The organism is Saccharomonospora marina XMU15, from assembly GCF_000244955.1.
Taxonomy (GTDB): domain Bacteria; phylum Actinomycetota; class Actinomycetes; order Mycobacteriales; family Pseudonocardiaceae; genus Saccharomonospora_A; species Saccharomonospora_A marina.
Genome location: NZ_CM001439.1, coordinates 5,704,449 through 5,719,737, shown reverse-complemented (window position 1 = coordinate 5,719,737; position 15,289 = coordinate 5,704,449). Strand labels below are relative to the sequence as shown.

19 protein-coding genes are annotated in these 15,289 nt (G+C 68.3%); 9 read left to right on the top strand and 10 right to left on the bottom strand.

Features of this window, described 5'->3' with window-relative positions; genetic code table 11:
* Positions 1-161 precede the first annotated feature (161 nt).
* A complete protein-coding gene (locus tag SACMADRAFT_RS28790) occupies positions 162-674 on the top strand; it encodes a hypothetical protein (RefSeq protein ID WP_009157028.1) in 513 nt (170 codons plus the stop codon).
* Positions 675-695: 21 nt separating this feature from the next.
* On the opposite strand, the gene SACMADRAFT_RS27095 is transcribed toward SACMADRAFT_RS28790, so the two are convergent.
* Together SACMADRAFT_RS27095 and SACMADRAFT_RS27090 are read right to left on the bottom strand one after the other, a co-directional pair.
* Entirely contained in the window at positions 696-1,769 is a 1,074-nt protein-coding gene (locus SACMADRAFT_RS27095; protein ID WP_009157027.1) for a pentapeptide repeat-containing protein, read from the bottom strand.
* A gap of 2 nt (positions 1,770-1,771) precedes the next feature.
* Positions 1,772-2,320, bottom strand: coding sequence for a GNAT family N-acetyltransferase (locus SACMADRAFT_RS27090; protein ID WP_009157026.1), 549 nt, complete (start codon positions 2,318-2,320; stop codon positions 1,772-1,774).
* Between the two features lie 13 nt (positions 2,321-2,333).
* Here SACMADRAFT_RS27090 and SACMADRAFT_RS27085 point away from each other — a divergent pair, with 13 nt between their 5' ends.
* Entirely contained in the window at positions 2,334-2,972 is a 639-nt protein-coding gene (locus SACMADRAFT_RS27085; protein ID WP_009157025.1) for a helix-turn-helix domain-containing protein, read from the top strand.
* On the opposite strand, the gene SACMADRAFT_RS27080 is transcribed toward SACMADRAFT_RS27085, so the two are convergent.
* The 4 genes from SACMADRAFT_RS27080 to SACMADRAFT_RS27065 form a co-directional block, all read right to left on the bottom strand.
* Positions 2,960-3,982 (bottom strand): hypothetical protein, encoded by a 1,023-nt coding sequence (locus SACMADRAFT_RS27080; RefSeq protein WP_009157024.1) that lies wholly within the window; start codon positions 3,980-3,982, stop codon positions 2,960-2,962. The two genes, SACMADRAFT_RS27085 and SACMADRAFT_RS27080, sit on opposite strands and share 13 nt — an antisense overlap.
* A gap of 196 nt (positions 3,983-4,178) precedes the next feature.
* Positions 4,179-5,054, bottom strand: coding sequence for a lysozyme (locus SACMADRAFT_RS27075; RefSeq protein WP_040925934.1), 876 nt, complete (start codon positions 5,052-5,054; stop codon positions 4,179-4,181).
* Between the two features lie 189 nt (positions 5,055-5,243).
* Positions 5,244-6,059 carry a lysozyme gene (locus SACMADRAFT_RS27070; protein ID WP_009157022.1) on the bottom strand — a complete coding sequence of 272 codons (816 nt, stop codon included), beginning with the start codon at positions 6,057-6,059 and terminating at the stop codon, positions 5,244-5,246.
* 99 nt (positions 6,060-6,158) lie between these two features.
* Entirely contained in the window at positions 6,159-6,770 is a 612-nt protein-coding gene (locus SACMADRAFT_RS27065; protein WP_009157021.1) for a type VII secretion system-associated protein, read from the bottom strand.
* Between the two features lie 58 nt (positions 6,771-6,828).
* Here SACMADRAFT_RS27065 and SACMADRAFT_RS27060 point away from each other — a divergent pair, with 58 nt between their 5' ends.
* Positions 6,829-7,209 carry a sterol carrier family protein gene (locus tag SACMADRAFT_RS27060; RefSeq protein ID WP_009157020.1) on the top strand — a complete coding sequence of 127 codons (381 nt, stop codon included), beginning with the start codon at positions 6,829-6,831 and terminating at the stop codon, positions 7,207-7,209.
* A 19-nt stretch (positions 7,210-7,228) separates the two neighbouring features.
* Here SACMADRAFT_RS27060 and SACMADRAFT_RS27055 read toward each other — a convergent pair whose 3' ends face one another.
* Positions 7,229-8,065: an SAM-dependent methyltransferase gene (locus SACMADRAFT_RS27055; protein ID WP_009157019.1), complete on the bottom strand. Its 837-nt coding sequence runs from the start codon at positions 8,063-8,065 to the stop codon at positions 7,229-7,231.
* Between the two features lie 215 nt (positions 8,066-8,280).
* On the opposite strand from SACMADRAFT_RS27055, the gene SACMADRAFT_RS27050 reads away from it, so the two are divergent.
* The 6 genes from SACMADRAFT_RS27050 (at position 8,281) to arfB (ending at position 13,055) form a co-directional block, all read left to right on the top strand.
* The gene (locus SACMADRAFT_RS27050; protein WP_009157018.1) at positions 8,281-9,159 is read left to right on the top strand and encodes a helix-turn-helix domain-containing protein; all 879 of its coding nucleotides are present in this window, start codon (positions 8,281-8,283) and stop codon (positions 9,157-9,159) included.
* A 194-nt stretch (positions 9,160-9,353) separates the two neighbouring features.
* The gene (locus SACMADRAFT_RS27045; protein ID WP_009157017.1) at positions 9,354-9,593 is read left to right on the top strand and encodes a DUF397 domain-containing protein; all 240 of its coding nucleotides are present in this window, start codon (positions 9,354-9,356) and stop codon (positions 9,591-9,593) included.
* Positions 9,577-9,954, top strand: a complete 378-nt coding sequence (locus SACMADRAFT_RS27040; protein WP_232285498.1) for a hypothetical protein — start codon at positions 9,577-9,579, stop codon at positions 9,952-9,954. Before SACMADRAFT_RS27045 ends, SACMADRAFT_RS27040 begins: the two co-directional genes overlap by 17 nt.
* Before the next feature lie 79 nt (positions 9,955-10,033).
* The gene (gene purF / locus SACMADRAFT_RS27035; RefSeq protein WP_009157015.1) at positions 10,034-11,536 is read left to right on the top strand and encodes an amidophosphoribosyltransferase; all 1,503 of its coding nucleotides are present in this window, start codon (positions 10,034-10,036) and stop codon (positions 11,534-11,536) included.
* 30 nt (positions 11,537-11,566) lie between these two features.
* The gene (gene purM, locus SACMADRAFT_RS27030) at positions 11,567-12,637 is read left to right on the top strand and encodes a phosphoribosylformylglycinamidine cyclo-ligase (protein WP_009157014.1); all 1,071 of its coding nucleotides are present in this window, start codon (positions 11,567-11,569) and stop codon (positions 12,635-12,637) included.
* Complete coding sequence (gene arfB, locus SACMADRAFT_RS27025; RefSeq protein WP_009157013.1) at positions 12,618-13,055, top strand: alternative ribosome rescue aminoacyl-tRNA hydrolase ArfB; 438 nt, start codon at positions 12,618-12,620, stop codon at positions 13,053-13,055. Before purM ends, arfB begins: the two co-directional genes overlap by 20 nt.
* A gap of 24 nt (positions 13,056-13,079) precedes the next feature.
* On the opposite strand, the gene SACMADRAFT_RS27020 is transcribed toward arfB, so the two are convergent.
* The 3 genes from SACMADRAFT_RS27020 to SACMADRAFT_RS27010 form a co-directional block, all read right to left on the bottom strand.
* Positions 13,080-13,967: a Gfo/Idh/MocA family protein gene (locus SACMADRAFT_RS27020; protein WP_009157012.1), complete on the bottom strand. Its 888-nt coding sequence runs from the start codon at positions 13,965-13,967 to the stop codon at positions 13,080-13,082.
* Positions 13,968-13,977: 10 nt separating this feature from the next.
* Positions 13,978-14,838, bottom strand: a complete 861-nt coding sequence (locus SACMADRAFT_RS27015) for a 3-hydroxybutyryl-CoA dehydrogenase (RefSeq protein ID WP_009157011.1) — start codon at positions 14,836-14,838, stop codon at positions 13,978-13,980.
* Between the two features lie 155 nt (positions 14,839-14,993).
* Positions 14,994-15,179, bottom strand: coding sequence for a DUF3073 domain-containing protein (locus SACMADRAFT_RS27010; protein ID WP_009157010.1), 186 nt, complete (start codon positions 15,177-15,179; stop codon positions 14,994-14,996).
* Positions 15,180-15,289: the final 110 nt, after the last annotated feature.

Genomic DNA, 15,289 nt, shown 5'->3' with positions numbered 1-15,289 from the left:
GCGTTGCGCGACGTAGGTGCCGCCGATCCGCGCCTTGTATCGATACGTATCTGGACGTATCTCTCACCGAGCCACCCCTGCCAGGTCCGTAGGTTCCACACCGGCGAACCCGCTTCCTGCGGTGTCGCCGCCATACCGGAACCGCCGGGGGGGGGTCGCTGATGATCGAACGTGACGGGGAATCGCTGACCCCGCCGCGCTGCGCCGGACCGGACACCACTGCGCGCCCCGCACCCGAGCCCGGAGTCGCGCTCTACACGCCACCCACCGCCGAACAGCTCGACGCGATCACCCGGCTGCTCAGCCACGACACCGATCCGGACCGGGTCGCTACCCTGCTGCACGCGATCAGCCGCCGTCCGGTCGAGTCCTCGCCGCTCACCGACGAGGACGCCGGTACTGATCCCGACCTCGCCGCGCTCCGCGCGCTGCGCCGCCCACCCCACCGCGACCTGCCCGCCGCGCTGCTGCGCATCGCCCGCGCCATCGACGCCGAAACCGAACCCCTCTACCACCGCCAGGACCGCGGGCACCTCGACGCCGCGCCCGCCCTGCGTGCCATCGCCTTCCGCGTGCTCGAACTCGGCTTCACCATCGCCGAGCAGGCCGGCATCGACGCCCACACCATCGAACGCGCCGTCGCGCAAGCGTTCGCCCTGCCCGGCTACCGGTAGGGCGCCGCCGCCACTGCGGGCCTATTCACGCACCCGTAGCCGGGCGCGGCCGTCCGGCATCGCCTCGGTGGTCCAGCCCGGCGGTAGCTGGACGTCCCGATCGGGGTTGACAAGCGTGTTGAACAGCGAGATCCCCGCCGGCTCGGTGCGCCAGCGCAGGTCGACGAAGCTGTCGAAGGTGGCCCGCCGAAGATCCAGCCCGGCGGCGAAGGAGGTGTCACACAGTACGGCGTCACCGAGGAACGTGGCATCGGCGAACCCGGTCTCACCCCCGAAGCGCGTGCCCGTGAAGTCGGCGAGCGAGTTGAACTTGGTCTTGCTGAACCACGCCCGTTCGCGGAAAACGGTGTCGCGGCAGCGGAACCGGCCGGACAGCCTGCCGTCGCCGGTGGACGTCGAGGTGAACCAGGCGGGTCCGGTGAACTCGCATTCGCTGAGGTTGGTGCTGCTGTGCAGGTAGGCATAGCGCAGCACCACGGTGCCGAGCCTGCGACCGGAAAGGTCGAGGTATTCCAGGGCGGCGCCGGTCAGGTCCAGGTCGTAGGCGGGTGCGTCGTCCGACCCCACGGCGGGCAGCAGGTCGTAGATCAGTCGCTGCGCGGTCAACCGCACCTGCAACTCACGTTCGGCTTCGGCATCCGGTGGCGCCTGCGAACTGGTGAAGCGGGGGTGGGAGTACGGCCTTCGCAGGTAGGAACACAGCACGTCGAGCACGGTCTGGGTGTAGTCCGGTCTGCCGCGAGCCAGCCCGGCGAGCGCGTGCAGCGCACCGACGCGTACCTGATCGGTTTCGTGGCCGAGCAGTTCGATGGCGCGGGCGAACCGTTCGTCGGCGACCCGGTGACTTTCCAACTCGTGCCTGCTGCGCTCGACCTCCTGACGCGCCTCCTCGACGCGGCGGCGCCGGTCGTTCAGCCACAACGCGTAGAGCGCCACCACCGCTCCACCGGCGAGGCCACCCGTGCGCAGCGCCTCGCTGCGGCTGGTTTCGCTGTCGGTCAGTAGCCACCCGCTGATGGCGACAAGCAGCAGGATCGAGGACAGCACCGTGGCGTACAGCGGGGAGAACCCGCGCCGGGCCAGCCTGCGGAACACCCTCACGCCTGCCCGGTGAGTGTTCGCTGTAGCAGCACGGTGTCCAGCCACCTGCCGTGTTTGAACCCCACCTCGCGCAACCGCCCCACCTCCGCGAAGCCGCGCCCGGTGTGCAGTGCGGTCGAGGACGGGTCGCCGGAGTCTGCGATCACCGCCAACACCTGCCTGACACTCGCTTCCACGCAACCGGCCAGCAACCGATCCAGCAGCGCGCCACCGATGCCTCGCCCCCGCGCCTGCGGGTCGAGGTAGACGGAGTCCTCCGCGGTGTGCCGGTAGGCGGGCCTCGCCTTCCACGGCGTGCAGCAGGCATAGCCCGCCACGGTGCCAGCCAGGTCGGGGTGCTCGGCGACGAGAAACGGCAGGCCCGCAGCGGTGATGGCGCGGTAACGGCGCAGCCATTCGGCGTGCTCGGGTGGTTGCAGTTCGAACGTGGCGACGCTGTTGGTGACGTAGTACCCGTAAATGTCGGCAATCGCGGGCAGATCGCTGTCCGTGGCGGCGCGCACGGCGGGACCGGAGCCGTTTTTCGCTATAGGGGAAAGGCTCACTACTATAGTGTAGATGGATCTGGCTGCCCTTGGTCAACGCATTCAATGTCTGCGGTCGCAGCGCGCGCTCACGCTGCAACGATTGGCCGAACTGTCGTCGGTGAGTGTCAGCATGCTGTCGGCTGTGGAGCGCGGTGACAAGGCCGCGACGGTGGTGGTACTCGATCGCATCGCCGTGGGCCTGGGTGTGAGGTTGACGGAACTGCTCACCGAGCCGGAAGCCGAGCGGGTCATCGTTCGCCGCGCCGCGGAGCAGGACACCGTCGCCGAGCCGGGCGGATGGCATCGCACGATTCTCACACCCGTGGTGCCGGGTGTGAACTTCGAGTGGGTCCGTTCCACGCTGCCCCCGGGATGCGTTCCCGCCGACTACCCGCCCTACGCACCCGGATCACACGAGTTCATCTTCGTGGAAAGCGGGACCGTGACACTGACCGTCGACGGCGACCGAACGGTGGAACTGAGCCGCGGCGACTCGGTGTACCTCGCCGCGGACGTCACCCTGCGCTACGCCAACCACGGGGACGAACCGTGTACCTACTACGTCGCCGCGCTGGTGATGCGCCCGAGGCGTGCCCGGCAGGTCGCGAGGAGACCACCGGCTTCGGCGGCCTCCTCGCGAAGCGCGACGCGGGAAGGTCAGGAGACGTAGAGCGCCGCTACGCACAACTCGCCGCTGATCTCGACCACGGCAACCGCTCCGTACGCCTGCTGGCCGTCCACAGTGCCTTCGATGGTGGAGGTGTAGGTGGAGCCCGAAGCGCTCCCCTCCTCGTTCACGGGGTCGGCGCTCAGTTGGGCCGAGCCGGTGAACACCTTGTCCAGCGAGCTCTTGCTCATCTCTCCGGCGCCCGAGCACAGCATGTCTGTCGCGGTCGCCTTGTCGCCGTTGTTGATGGCGTCGATGAACTCCTCGATCATTGCTTCGGCATCGGCTGCGCCCCCGCCACCGGAGGTGTCGTCGCCGGTTCCGGTTGGCTCACTCGGGCTCGTCATGGTGGGCCCGGTGCCGGTGCCGGTGCCGCCGATGCTCAGGTTCTGCCAGCACCAGTTGCCGCCGTTCTTGGCCAGTTCGCTGACCACGTCGTACTCGTCGCCGGAGACAACCACCTTGGCATTCGCGGTCGCGGTGTTGCCCGACTCCTTGACCTCTCCCAGGGTTGCCTTCTCGATGTCGTTGACCGAACCGATGGCTTCCGAGACGTCCTGGTCGGCACCGGAGCACGTCAACTTGTTCAGCGCGGCGGTGTCCTTGTTGTTGAGGCCGTCGATGATCTGTTGCGCGACCGCGGCCGCGCCGGTGCCGCCCGCACCGTCGCCCGCGCCCCCGCCGTCCTCCTCATCGGAGAGCAGGAAGCCGGGAGCCACGAAGGCGGTGATGACGAACGCGATGACCACGACGGCACCCGCCGAAAGCCCGACCCACAGGCCGGTCTTCTTCTTCGGCGGTGGCGGACCGAACCCGCCACCCTGCGGGTAGCCGAACTGCCCGCCCTGCTGGTAGTAGCCTTGCTGGTACTGGCCCTGTTGTGGATAGCCCGCTGTCGCGGGGTACTGACCGCCTTGCTGGGGGAACCCGCCGGATTGGGGATAGCCGCCCTGGCCGTAGGGGCCCGGCTGTTGCCCGTACGGCGGCTGGCCGGGTTGCGGTGGATACGTCATGGTCATGCCTTCCGTGGATCGCGGCGCCCCTACAGGTGCGCTCTCCCGCCAGTTCCGACGCGCGCACTACGGGTGCTGGTTCCCCAGACGCGATGTCGACCTGGAATTCTGCCTCGCGATCAACACGGCACGGCGATGGGCTCCCACCCGGCCACCAGCGCAACGTGCCGGGTGAGAGCCCACGTTCACGCTGGGTTCAGCCCAAGGCCAGCACCCGCAGCCGGTCGTAGCTGCCGTTGAAGGAGTTCTGATCGATCGGGCTGGAGGTGTACTGCCAGAAGGTGTGGTAGTTCCAGCCGTGCGGCAACGTGCCCACCGATGAGGCATACCGGGCCACCCACAGCGGAACGGTGCTGCCGAAGCTTTGTGCCGTTCCGACGCACTGGTTCCACCAGCTCGTGGAGGTGTAGATCACCGGCCAGCGGCCGGTTCTGGCGTGGTAGGTGTCGTGGAAGTCCCTGATCCAGGAGGCCATGGCGGCCTGACTCTTGCCGTAGCAGGTGTCGCCGTAGGGGTTGTACTCCATGTCGAGCGCACCGGGCAGCGTCTTGCCGTCGGCTGACCAGCCACCACCGTTGTCGACGAAGAAGTTGGCCTGCGCGGCACCGGAGGAGCGGTCGGGCAGCGCGAAATGGTAGGCGCCACGAATCATGCCGACGTCGTACGAGCCGTTGTACTGCTGGGCGAAATAGGGGTTCTCGTACCCGGTTCCCTCGGTGGCCTTGACGTAGGCGAACCGCTTGCCCTGGTTCCACCAGTCGGTCCAGTCGACGTTTCCCTGCCACCCACTGACATCGATACCGGGTACCGTGGCCATCGCGGGCATCCCATCCGCGTCGCGTCCCTGCGGCAGCAACGCCCTCCGCTTGCTCTCCCGGGTGGAGTGATCACCCTCCACTCTGGCTATCTGTGAGCCCATGGGGTGATCGTTGGCTCTGATGTACTCGCGCAGGCGGTCCTCGCCCTCAGCTGCCGCGGTAACCGGGGACAGCGCGCCGAGCAGGAGCGCGCTGGCCGAGCCGAGCGCCGCGGCGGCGACCAACCGTCGCCACATTCTTCGTCCGGTGGACATTTGGAATTATCCCTTCAAGATCAACAATGCGCCCTCGCTGTGAACGGCTCCGCCGGGAAGCCATTCGGGCGCGATTTCTATCGCAGAACTGCCGCGGTTGTCACTAGTTGTCGTCAAACCGCTGATATGAGTGGGTGATTCACGACCGAGAACCATTCGCTGGATGTGGCCCGAATGGAGCACGCGATATCAGCCGGTTGCCAACCTGAGCAGTTGCTCGGCCGCACCGTTGAAATAGTTCTGATCACCGGGAAGGCGCCCGGAGTCGGAGAACTGCCAGATCGTGTGAGTGCCCCAGCCGGGCGGCAACGGACCGATCTCGGGCGCGTAGCGGGCAAGCCACAGCGGGTTGGTGTCGCCGAAAGCGGCACTGCCGCCGGTGCAGCGTTGCCACCAACTCGTGCTGGTGTAGATCACCGGAGCCACCCCGGTGCTGCGCGTGTAGGTGTCGGAAAAGGCCTTGATCCAGGCGACCAGCTGGGCGGGCGACTTGCCGTAGCAGGCGTCGCCGTGCGGGTTGTACTCCATGTCGAGCGCACCGGGCAGGGTCCTGCCGTCCGGGCTCCAACCGCCACCCCCTGCGACGAAGTACTCGGCCTGCTCGGCTCCACCGGAGACGTCGGGGCGCGCGAAGTGGTACGCACCGCGCAGCATGCCGACCTCGTAGGACCCGTTGTACTGCTGAGCGAAGTGGTCGTTGCGGTAGCCCGTGCCCTCGGTGGCCTTGACGTAGACGAATCGCGCGCCACCCTCACGTGCCGAAGGCCAGTCCACATCGCCCTGCCAGCCGCTGACGTCGTGACCGAGTAGCTGTTCGCCCGCCATCCTCGCGGCGGGCCGGGGTTGCCCGTGGACCCCCTCGTGCAGGGCGATCTGAGATCCCGCATGTCTGTTTGCCGCGCCCGCGTACTCGTCGGCCGCCGATGCCTGCGCACCGGTGGCGACGAGGCTCGCCGAGGCGAGCACCGCGCAGGCGAGCCAGGCGAAAGGTCTGCGAACTGTCACGTTGACTCCCGCTTCGTTGGCGTCCCCACAGGCACCATGCCTGTGGGGGCTACCGCCCGCGAACCGGGTGTCACACGGCAGAGTCGGGAACGAGTGCGGTCAGCCTCGCCCGCGAAGCGCCTCCTCCAGGTCTTGCGCAGGCACGACGGCCGTGACGAGGTCGTGCGGGTTCAGCACGACCGGGTGACCACCGAGTAGCTCGACGATCTCGCGGCCGAGCACTGCCCGCGCATGCGGCCAGTCACCCGGCACCAGCGACTTGGCCGTGTACGCGGGCACCGCGACATCGCCATCGGCGTCGTGGAAACCGACCACCGTTCGCTGCGCGGGCGACCACGCGTAGACGAACAGCGTCGAGTCGAGCACGGCACGCGGCAGGTCCTCGGCGGGGCGGTGCCGGGCATACACCAGTTGCAGCAGCCGCTCCAGGTCGTTGGCAGGCTCAGGCAGCCCGAGCGCCTTCGGGGAGGGGCGGTAACGGTCGTTGGGATGGAAGTCCTCGATGATCTCACCGTCGGAGTTGACCGGATAGGCGCCGACGACCGCCCAGGAAGGGACACGTCCACTGGGATCGAACGCCTCGTCGATGACGTACAGCCAACTCCCGGGGTTCGCCCTCGCGTTGGCCCGCATCTCAGGCGTGATCTCCGGCGTCCTGATGACCGCGGTCCCGTCGGGCACCAGGCGGTCTGCGTCATCCCGCTGCGCCATGTGCTTCCCCACGTCGTGCCGTGTGTTCGTACCTGGGTGGCCACTCTACTGTTGTGGCATGCCCACTTCGCGCCAGGTGGACCCCGGCGAGTTGAGAGCCGCGGTGGCGGCCGTGTCGCCCTGGCTGGACGGTGCGGACGCGGCTCCCGCGCGTGCCGACCTTGCCTCGGCCGTACGGCTCAGCCTGCGTACCCTCGCCGCGATCGCCCCCGGACGAAGCGTCGAGGTGAGGGTTCCACCGTTCGCCGCCGTCCAATGTGTAGCAGGCCCTCGCCACACCAGGGGCACACCCGGCAACGTGGTCGAAACCGACGCCCGCACGTGGCTGGAGCTCGCCACCGGCCGTCTGGAGTGGACCGAGGCGCGGCGGCAGGGGCGGGTCAGCGCCTCGGGAACGCGCGCCGACCTGTCCCGCTGGCTTCCCATCGTGCGGGTGTAGGACCCGAGGCCACGTGCGGTCAGGGCTTGCGGCCGACGGCTCCGACGATGCAGTGTCCGGCGGCGGGCAGCGGTTTGATCCTCGGCCCGTCCGGCCACCATTCGTCGTTGACGACGAGGCCCGGCTCGACCAGTTCAAGCCCCTCCAGCATCTGCATGATCTCCGCACGGGTGCGGAAGAAGCCCTTGCTGATGCTGGAGTTGAGGATGGTCTGCACCCGCTGCGCCACCTCGCTGTGCTCGTTCTCCGGGTCGAAGAAGTGCGTGAAGGCGACGTAGGAACCGGAAGGCAGCGCGTCGATGTAGGACCGCATCACCTCGGCGGGCGGGAGGCCGAAGTCGGCGCTGTGGTGGTGCATGGTCGCGACCTGGAGCAGGCCGATCGGGCGGCTGAAGTCCAGCAGCCGCCGCACGGTTTCGGCCTCGAGTACCTCCGGCGGGTTGAAGATGTCCGCGCCGAGGAAGGCGGTGTTCTCGTTCTCCTCGAGCAGCGCGCGGCCGTGGGCCAGTACGACTGGGTCGTTGTCCACGTAGACCACACGTGCCTGTGGGTTGAGGCGCTGCGCGACCTGGTGGGTGTTCTCGGCGGTGGGCAGGCCCGAACCGCAGTCGAGGTACTGGTCGATGCCTGCCTGCATCGACAGGAACCGGACGGCCCGGATCAAGAACGATCGGTTGGTGATCGCGATGCTCGCCACCTCGGGCACCGCGGCGTTCAGCTGCCGCAGCAGTTCGCGGTCGACCTCGTAGTTGTCCTTGCCTCCGAGGGCGTAGTCGTAGGCCCGTGCGATGCTCGGCGTCGTCGTGTCGATCGCCGTCGAAGGCGGGCGCTCGGATTCCGGGATTGTGGCGGGCATCGTCGGAGTACCTCGCAAGGCGTCTGATGGAGTTGTTGTCGCCGGACCCACGTAGCGTATGCGTTCGGTTCGTCAGGGTAAACGGCGGTAGCCGCTTGACTGCGCGTCGGCTCGGTGTACTTTCGGTGATCGGGCGGTTTTTCTCCGGTACGATGTCCGGCCACGTGTCTTAGCTGGTAGTGCGTTACTGGTAGTGAGAGGGATGGACTGCGGACATGGCAGCGCATGAGGCCTCCGCCGGCGAGCACGCCACCGGCTCTACCGCCCGGCGGATGATCCTCGGCGCTCAGCTGCGTCGCCTGCGCGAGCAGGCCGCTGTCAGCAGATCCGACGCGGGCTACCACATTCGCGCTTCCGAATCCAAGATCAGCCGGCTGGAACTCGGCCGCGTCGGCTTCAAGGAGCGCGACGTCGCCGATCTGCTGACCCTCTACGGGGTCGGGGACCCCGCCGAGCGCGAGAGCTTCCTTCGCATGGTGAAGGAGTCGAATCAGCCGGGCTGGTGGCAGAAGTTCAACGACTACATGCCCAAGTGGTTCGACGACTACGTCGGTCTGGAAGAGGCGGCCTCGCGAATCCAGACCTACGAACTGCAGTTCGTGCCGGGCCTGTTGCAGACCGAGGACTACGCGAGGGCCGTCGTCACCCACGGGCTGCCGGAGACGGCGAGCGAGGCTGCCGAGGGCAGGGTCGCGTTACGGATGCGGCGACAGAAGGTGCTGTTCCGCCCGAACGCCCCGAAGCTGTGGGCCGTCATCGACGAGTCGGTGCTGCACCGGCCCATCGGCGGCAGGAAGGTGCACAGGGAGCAGCTGGACCAGTTGCTCGAGTTGACCTCGCTGCCGCACATCTCCGTTCAGGTCGTCCCCTACGAGCGCAGCGGCTACGCCGCCGAGGGCGCTTTCACGTTGCTGCGGTTCGCGGAGCCGGAGCTACCGAACATCGGCTACATCGAGCACATCGCGGGCGGGCTGTACCTGGACCGCCCCGACGAGATCGAACTCATCGGCCGTTCGCTGGACCGGCTTGCCGTCGACGCGGAGACGCCCGACCGGTCCCGGCAGTTGCTGGCCAAGGCCCGCGCCGAAGGCTGAGTCGCCAGGACAGATCGCCAAGGCCGGTACCCCCGATCGGGGAGGTAACACCGCCTCGGTCCTGCGACGACGATCACATGATCGGGCATCTGCACGTGCATTCACACCTGCATGGGCACGTGCTACCGTCTGTGCACGATCGGTTGCACGTGCAGATGCATCCTCCAGTGTGTTTGGTCGGGAAGGTGAGGATCATGGCGAAGCGGATTCCCAACGGGGTCTCTTCGGAACTGCTGACGGACGCGGCTTGGCGCAAGAGCACCTACAGCGGTGCGATGGGAAACTGCGTCGAGCTGGCACCACTCGGTACCGGTGAGGTGGCCGTGCGCAACTCGCGTGATCCTCGAGGTCCCGCGCTGGTCTACACGCGCGCCGAGGTGGAGGCATTCCTCGCGGGAGCGAAGGATGGCGAGTTCGATGACATTGTCGCCTGAACTGACGGTCGAAGAAGTGCTGGGCACCCTGATCGCCAGGGGCTACCGGTTCCTACATCCCCGCGACGCCAACGGCGAGGTCGTCACCGTGGTCGGCATCCGGGCGCACGGCACGGTGATCGACGTGGTGCGCCTCGACGGCGAGGACGACGTGACCGCCATGCGGATGCCGCACGACGAGGACGACGTGCTGCAGCCGACGACCGTGCTGTGGAGCTCCTCCGGTGCGATGCAACCCGTGGTCGGCGACCTGCTCTCCCTCGGCGACGAGGACTACACACCGCACTACTCCCACCGCGGGGGCGGGTGTTGGGTCCGGGGTGAGTCGGGCCGCGCGAAGTGGTTGATGGCCACGGCGTGAGCCCTACATCACCGGACCGGGCCGCTACCGGCGACCTACACTGGTAGTGGCCCGTTCTCTCGTTCAGGGGAGCCTTTCGGTGGATCAGCTCGAGGCCGAGCCTCGCGAGGAGTGCGGTGTGTTCGGCGTCTGGGCGCCGGGCGAGGACGTCGCGAAACTCAGCTACTACGGTCTGTACGCCCTCCAGCATCGAGGGCAGGAGGCGGCGGGCATATCCGTCTCCGACGGCAGCCAGATCGTCGTGTTCAAGGACCTGGGCCTGGTCAGTCAGGTCTTCGACGAGCAGGTGCTCTCGTCGTTGCAGGGCCACGTCTCGATCGGGCACTGCCGCTACTCCACGACCGGCGGCGGCAGTTGGGAGAACGCCCAGCCGACGTTTCGGACCACCGCGGCAGGCACCGGCCTCTCGCTCGGCCACAACGGCAATCTGGTCAACACTCACGAACTGCACGAGCGGGCCCGTGAACTCGGTGTCGTGGACTCGGCCGGAGCGACGACCGATTCCGACCTGATCTGTGGCCTGCTCGCCGCTGCCGCGGCGGACAAGGGGATAGAGGCCGCGGCCGTCGAACTGCTTCCCACCATCCGCGGTGCCTTCTGCCTGACCTTCGCCGACGAGAACACGCTTTACGCCGCCCGCGATCCACACGGTGTGCGCCCGCTCGTGCTGGGCAGGTTGGAGCGCGGCTGGGTCGTCGCGAGTGAGACGGCCGCACTCGACATCGTCGGTGCTTCGTTCGTCCGCGAGGTGGAGCCCGGCGAGTTGATCGCCATCGACGCGGGCGGGCTGCGATCCACCCGGTTCGCCAACCCGGAGCCGAAAGGCTGCGTGTTCGAGTACGTCTACCTCGCCAGGCCGGACACCACCATCGCCGGCCGCAGCGTGCACGCCACCAGAGTGGAGATCGGGCGCAAGCTGGCTGAGGAGCACCCCGCCGATGCCGACCTCGTCATCCCGGTGCCGGAGTCGGGCACGCCCGCGGCGATCGGTTACGCACAGGCCTCCGGTATCCCCTACGGCTCCGGACTGGTCAAGAACGCCTACGTCGGCCGCACCTTCATCCAGCCCTCGCAGACTATCCGGCAACTGGGCATCCGGCTCAAGCTGAACCCGCTGCGCGAGGTGATCCGGGGCAAGCGGCTCGTCGTCGTCGACGACTCCATCGTGCGCGGCAACACCCAGCGTGCGCTCGTGCGGATGCTGCGCGAGTCCGGTGCGTTGGAGGTCCACGTCCGGATCGCCTCGCCGCCGGTGCGCTGGCCCTGCTTCTACGGCATCGACTTCGCCTCCAGGGCCGAGCTTGTCGCCAACGGCGCCGACCTCGACGGGATCAGGCGCTCCATCGGAGCGGACTCACTCGGCTACCTCTCGCTCGACGGGCTCGTCGCCGCCTCAGAACAGCCGAGGTCGAGGCTGTGCACGGCGTGCTTCGACGGGAACTACCCCATCCCGCTGCCCGAAGACGCCCTGATCGGTAAGCACCTGCTGGAGAACCTGGGCAGTGGTGCGGCGGGCAACGGGTCCTGCATGCCGCAGACCTCGGCCGGGTACGGTGCCGAGGATGCCGTCAGGCGTCCATAGCCGTCGCAGCCCCAGGATGGAGACCGCTTCGTGAGCGAGCCCACGAGCGCTACGTATGCCGCCGCTGGTGTCGACATCGACGCAGGCGATCACGCTGTCGAGTTGCTCAAGCCCCACGCCGCCCGGGCAGCAAGGCCCGAGGTGGTCGGCGGTGTCGGCGGGTTCGCCGGACTGTTCTCGCTGAAGGCGGGACGCTGGAAGGAGCCGCTGCTCGCGGCGTCCACCGACGGCGTCGGCACCAAGATCGCCGTGGCGAAGGCGTTGGACAAGCACGACACGGTGGGCATCGACCTCGTCGCGATGGTGGTCGACGATCTGGTCGTCACCGGTGCGGAGCCGCTGTTCCTGCAGGACTACATCGCCGTGGGCAAGGTCGTTGCGCAGCGAATCTCCTCGATCGTCTCCGGGATCGCCGAGGGCTGCGTGCAGGCGGGCTGTGCGTTGCTCGGCGGGGAGACCGCTGAACATCCCGGCATGATGGCTGAACACGACTACGACATCTCGGCCACCGGGGTCGGTGTGGTGGAGGCCGCCGACGTGCTCGGCCCGGCCAAGGTGCGCCCCGGCGATGTCGTCATCGCCATGGGGTCCACCGGGCTGCACTCCAACGGGTACTCGCTGGCTCGCCACGTGCTGCTCGACATCGCCCGGATGCCACTGGACGGCCATGTCGAGGAGTTCGGGCGCACGCTGGGCGAGGAGTTGCTCGAGCCGACCCGCATCTACGCCAAGGACTGCCTCGCGCTGGCCGCGGAGGCCGAGGTGCGCACGTTCGCGCACATCACAGGCGGTGGACTGGTGGCCAACCTCGCCCGAGTGTTGCCCCGGGGCCTCGTCGCCCACCTCGAGCGACACACCTGGACACCAGCGCCGGTGTTCGCGCTGATCGCGCATCGGGGCAAGGTGGAGTCGCAGGAGATGGAACGCACGTTCAACATGGGCGTCGGGATGGTCGCGGTCGTGTCCCCCGAGGACGTCGACAGGGCGTTGGCCGTACTCACCGCCCGGCACGTGCCCGCATGGGTGCTCGGCACCGTTCGACCCGCCGATGACCCCGACGGCCCGAGAGCCACGCTGACCGGTGACCACCCCCGGTTCTGACCTCCGGGTCAGCACGCGGCTGGCCGTCCCGGACGCGGAGCTGACCGAGCGGTTCTCCCGTGCCTCCGGTCCCGGTGGGCAGGGCGTCAACACCACCTCGTCGCGGGTGGAGCTCTCGTTCGACCTCGCCCGCTCGCCGTCGGTGCCCGAAGACCTGCGGCCACGGCTGCTCGCGCGGCTGGCCAATCGGCTCAACGGTGGCGTGCTCACCGTCGTGGCGAGCGAGCACCGAGCCCAACTCGCCAACCGGCAGGCCGCCAGAGAGCGGCTCGTCGCCTTGCTGCGGGAAGCAGCGGCGCCACCCCCACGCAAGCGCCGCCCTACGAAACCCACAAGGGGTTCGCGGGAGCGGCGCATCTCGGCCAAGAAGCGGCGAGGAGAGCTCAAGCGGGGGCGGCGCGGGAAGTTCGACGACTGACCACCGGCGGCGCCGGTGCCGCCGTCACGGCAGTAGGCGAAAGCAGTCGGCGATCACCCGTTGCAGGTGCACCCCTCGGCGCACGTCGCACGGGTGCGCCAGGGTGCCGGTGGCGATCATGGCAGCGAAGTCGTCGAGCAGTGAGGTGTAGGACTCCGCCCGCGAGTGCGGCTTCCCGGCCAGCGAGCGGAACCCGTGTTCGCCGTACACGGCGAACTCGACAACGGTCGGTCGCATCGGCAGCCGGTTCGAAAGAGCCACCGTGCTCCTCGCTCCGCCGGAGTGTTCGAGCAGCACATGCCACAGGTCGTTGCTGTCGCGGCTGGCGGCGAGCACACCGGTGATCTCGCCGAGCGCGGCGTCGAGCAGGTCGAAGGCGTGTGGTCCGATGTCGGCGAGTGCGCCTTCGGTGTGCCGCCACGGCGAGTTGCCGTACACCTCGCCCAGCAGCGCGCCGGACAGCCAGCGCGCGCTGCCGCCTGCCCAGCTTCCCGCCTCGGCCAGTCCGGCCAGCCAGTCACGCGTCGGCAGCGCGTAGCGCAGGGTGAGCATCAGCAACGCCACCACACCGTGCTCGTCGACCGCGTCGGCGATGCGGCGTGCGCCGACGAGGTCGGTGGCGAGCGGCTTTTCGAGGATCAGGTGCTTGCCCGCTGCCGCAGCCCGCGGCGCGAGCTCGGCCTGTACCGACGGCGGCACCGCGAAAGCGACAGCGTCCACGGAGTCGAGGAGTTCGGCGAAGGAGCCGAACATCCGCGCGCCGAACTGCCGCGCGAGCGCTGCTGCCGGATCGGGACGGCGGGTCCACACGCCCGTCAGTCGCGTGGCGGGGTGATCGGCGAGGCCGGGAGCGTGCACCGTCCGCCCCCATGCGCCCGCGCCGACGAGTCCCACTCGTAGCCGCGCCTGCACGCCGCGCAGCCTAGTCGTAGCTGTAGAAGCCCCTACCGGTCTTCTTGCCGAGCAGCCCGGCGTCGACCATGCGCAGCAGCAGCGGCGGCGAGGAGTACAGCGGCTCCTTGAACTCGGCGTACATCGAGTCCGCGATGGCCTTGATCGTATCCAGTCCGATCAGGTCGGCCAGCCGCAGCGGACCCATCGGATGCGCCGTGCCCTTCTCCATGCCCTGATCGATGTCCTCCGCGGAGGCGAAACCGGACTCGAACATCCGGATCGCGGACAGCAGGTACGGCACGAGCAGGGCGTTGACGATGAATCCGGCGCGGTCCTGCGACCTGATCACCGTCTTGCCCAGCGCGTCGCGAACGTGCGCCTCCGCGCGATCGGCCGTCTTGTCGCCGGTCAGCAGTGAAGGCACCAGTTCCACCAGCGGCAGTACCGGCACCGGGTTGAAGAAGTGGATACCGACCACCTGTTGCGGCCGTTCGGTGGCCATCCCGAGCTTCATGATCGGGATGGACGAGGTGTTGGACGCCAGAACCGCGTCCTCCCGCTCGACGATCTTGTCGAGCGACTTGAACACCTCCACCTTGGCCTGCTCCTGCTCGAGAACGGCCTCCACGACGAGGTCGCGATCGGCGAACGCGGCGGTGTCCGTGGTGAAGGTGATCCTGCCGAGTGCCGTGTCGGCCTCCGCCTCGGTGAGCTTGCCGCTGCGCACGGCTCGCCGTAGCGACTTCTCGACGCGGCTCTTGCCCGCATCGAGTGCCGGTTGGCTGACCTCGGTGACCACCACGTCCAGCCCGGCGCGGGCGTGGACCTCGGCGATGCCGGAGCCCATCAGGCCCGCGCCGACGACGCCTACCCGCTGGATGTCAGGCATGACAGCTTCTCCTCACGTTCCGGGCCGATGCCGCGACAGGCACCGCCCGGTACGCGACATCAACCGCCTGCACGACGGCACCGACAGACCGCAGGCGGAACGCGAGGGTGGAGTAGGGGCTGTTGACCCCACCCCACCCTCGCGTCACGCCTGTGTCAACGGTGGTAGTCGTCGTACCCGTCGTCGTACGGGTCCTCGTACCGGTCCTCGTCCTCGCGACTGTCATTGGATGAGTTACCCGACAGCTCGCGCTGTAGTGCATCGAAGTCCGTGGTGGGAACGCTGTACTTGAGCTCCCGGGCCACTTTCGTCTGCTTGGCCTTAGCTCGGCCGCGCCCCATGGCTCGACCCCCTTGCACAGGGGCGGGGCGGCCGGGGGAAACGGCGGCCCCGCGTCGTCTCGACAACTATTTCCTGCACACACCGTACCGTGCCGGTGGGCCTCTATGCG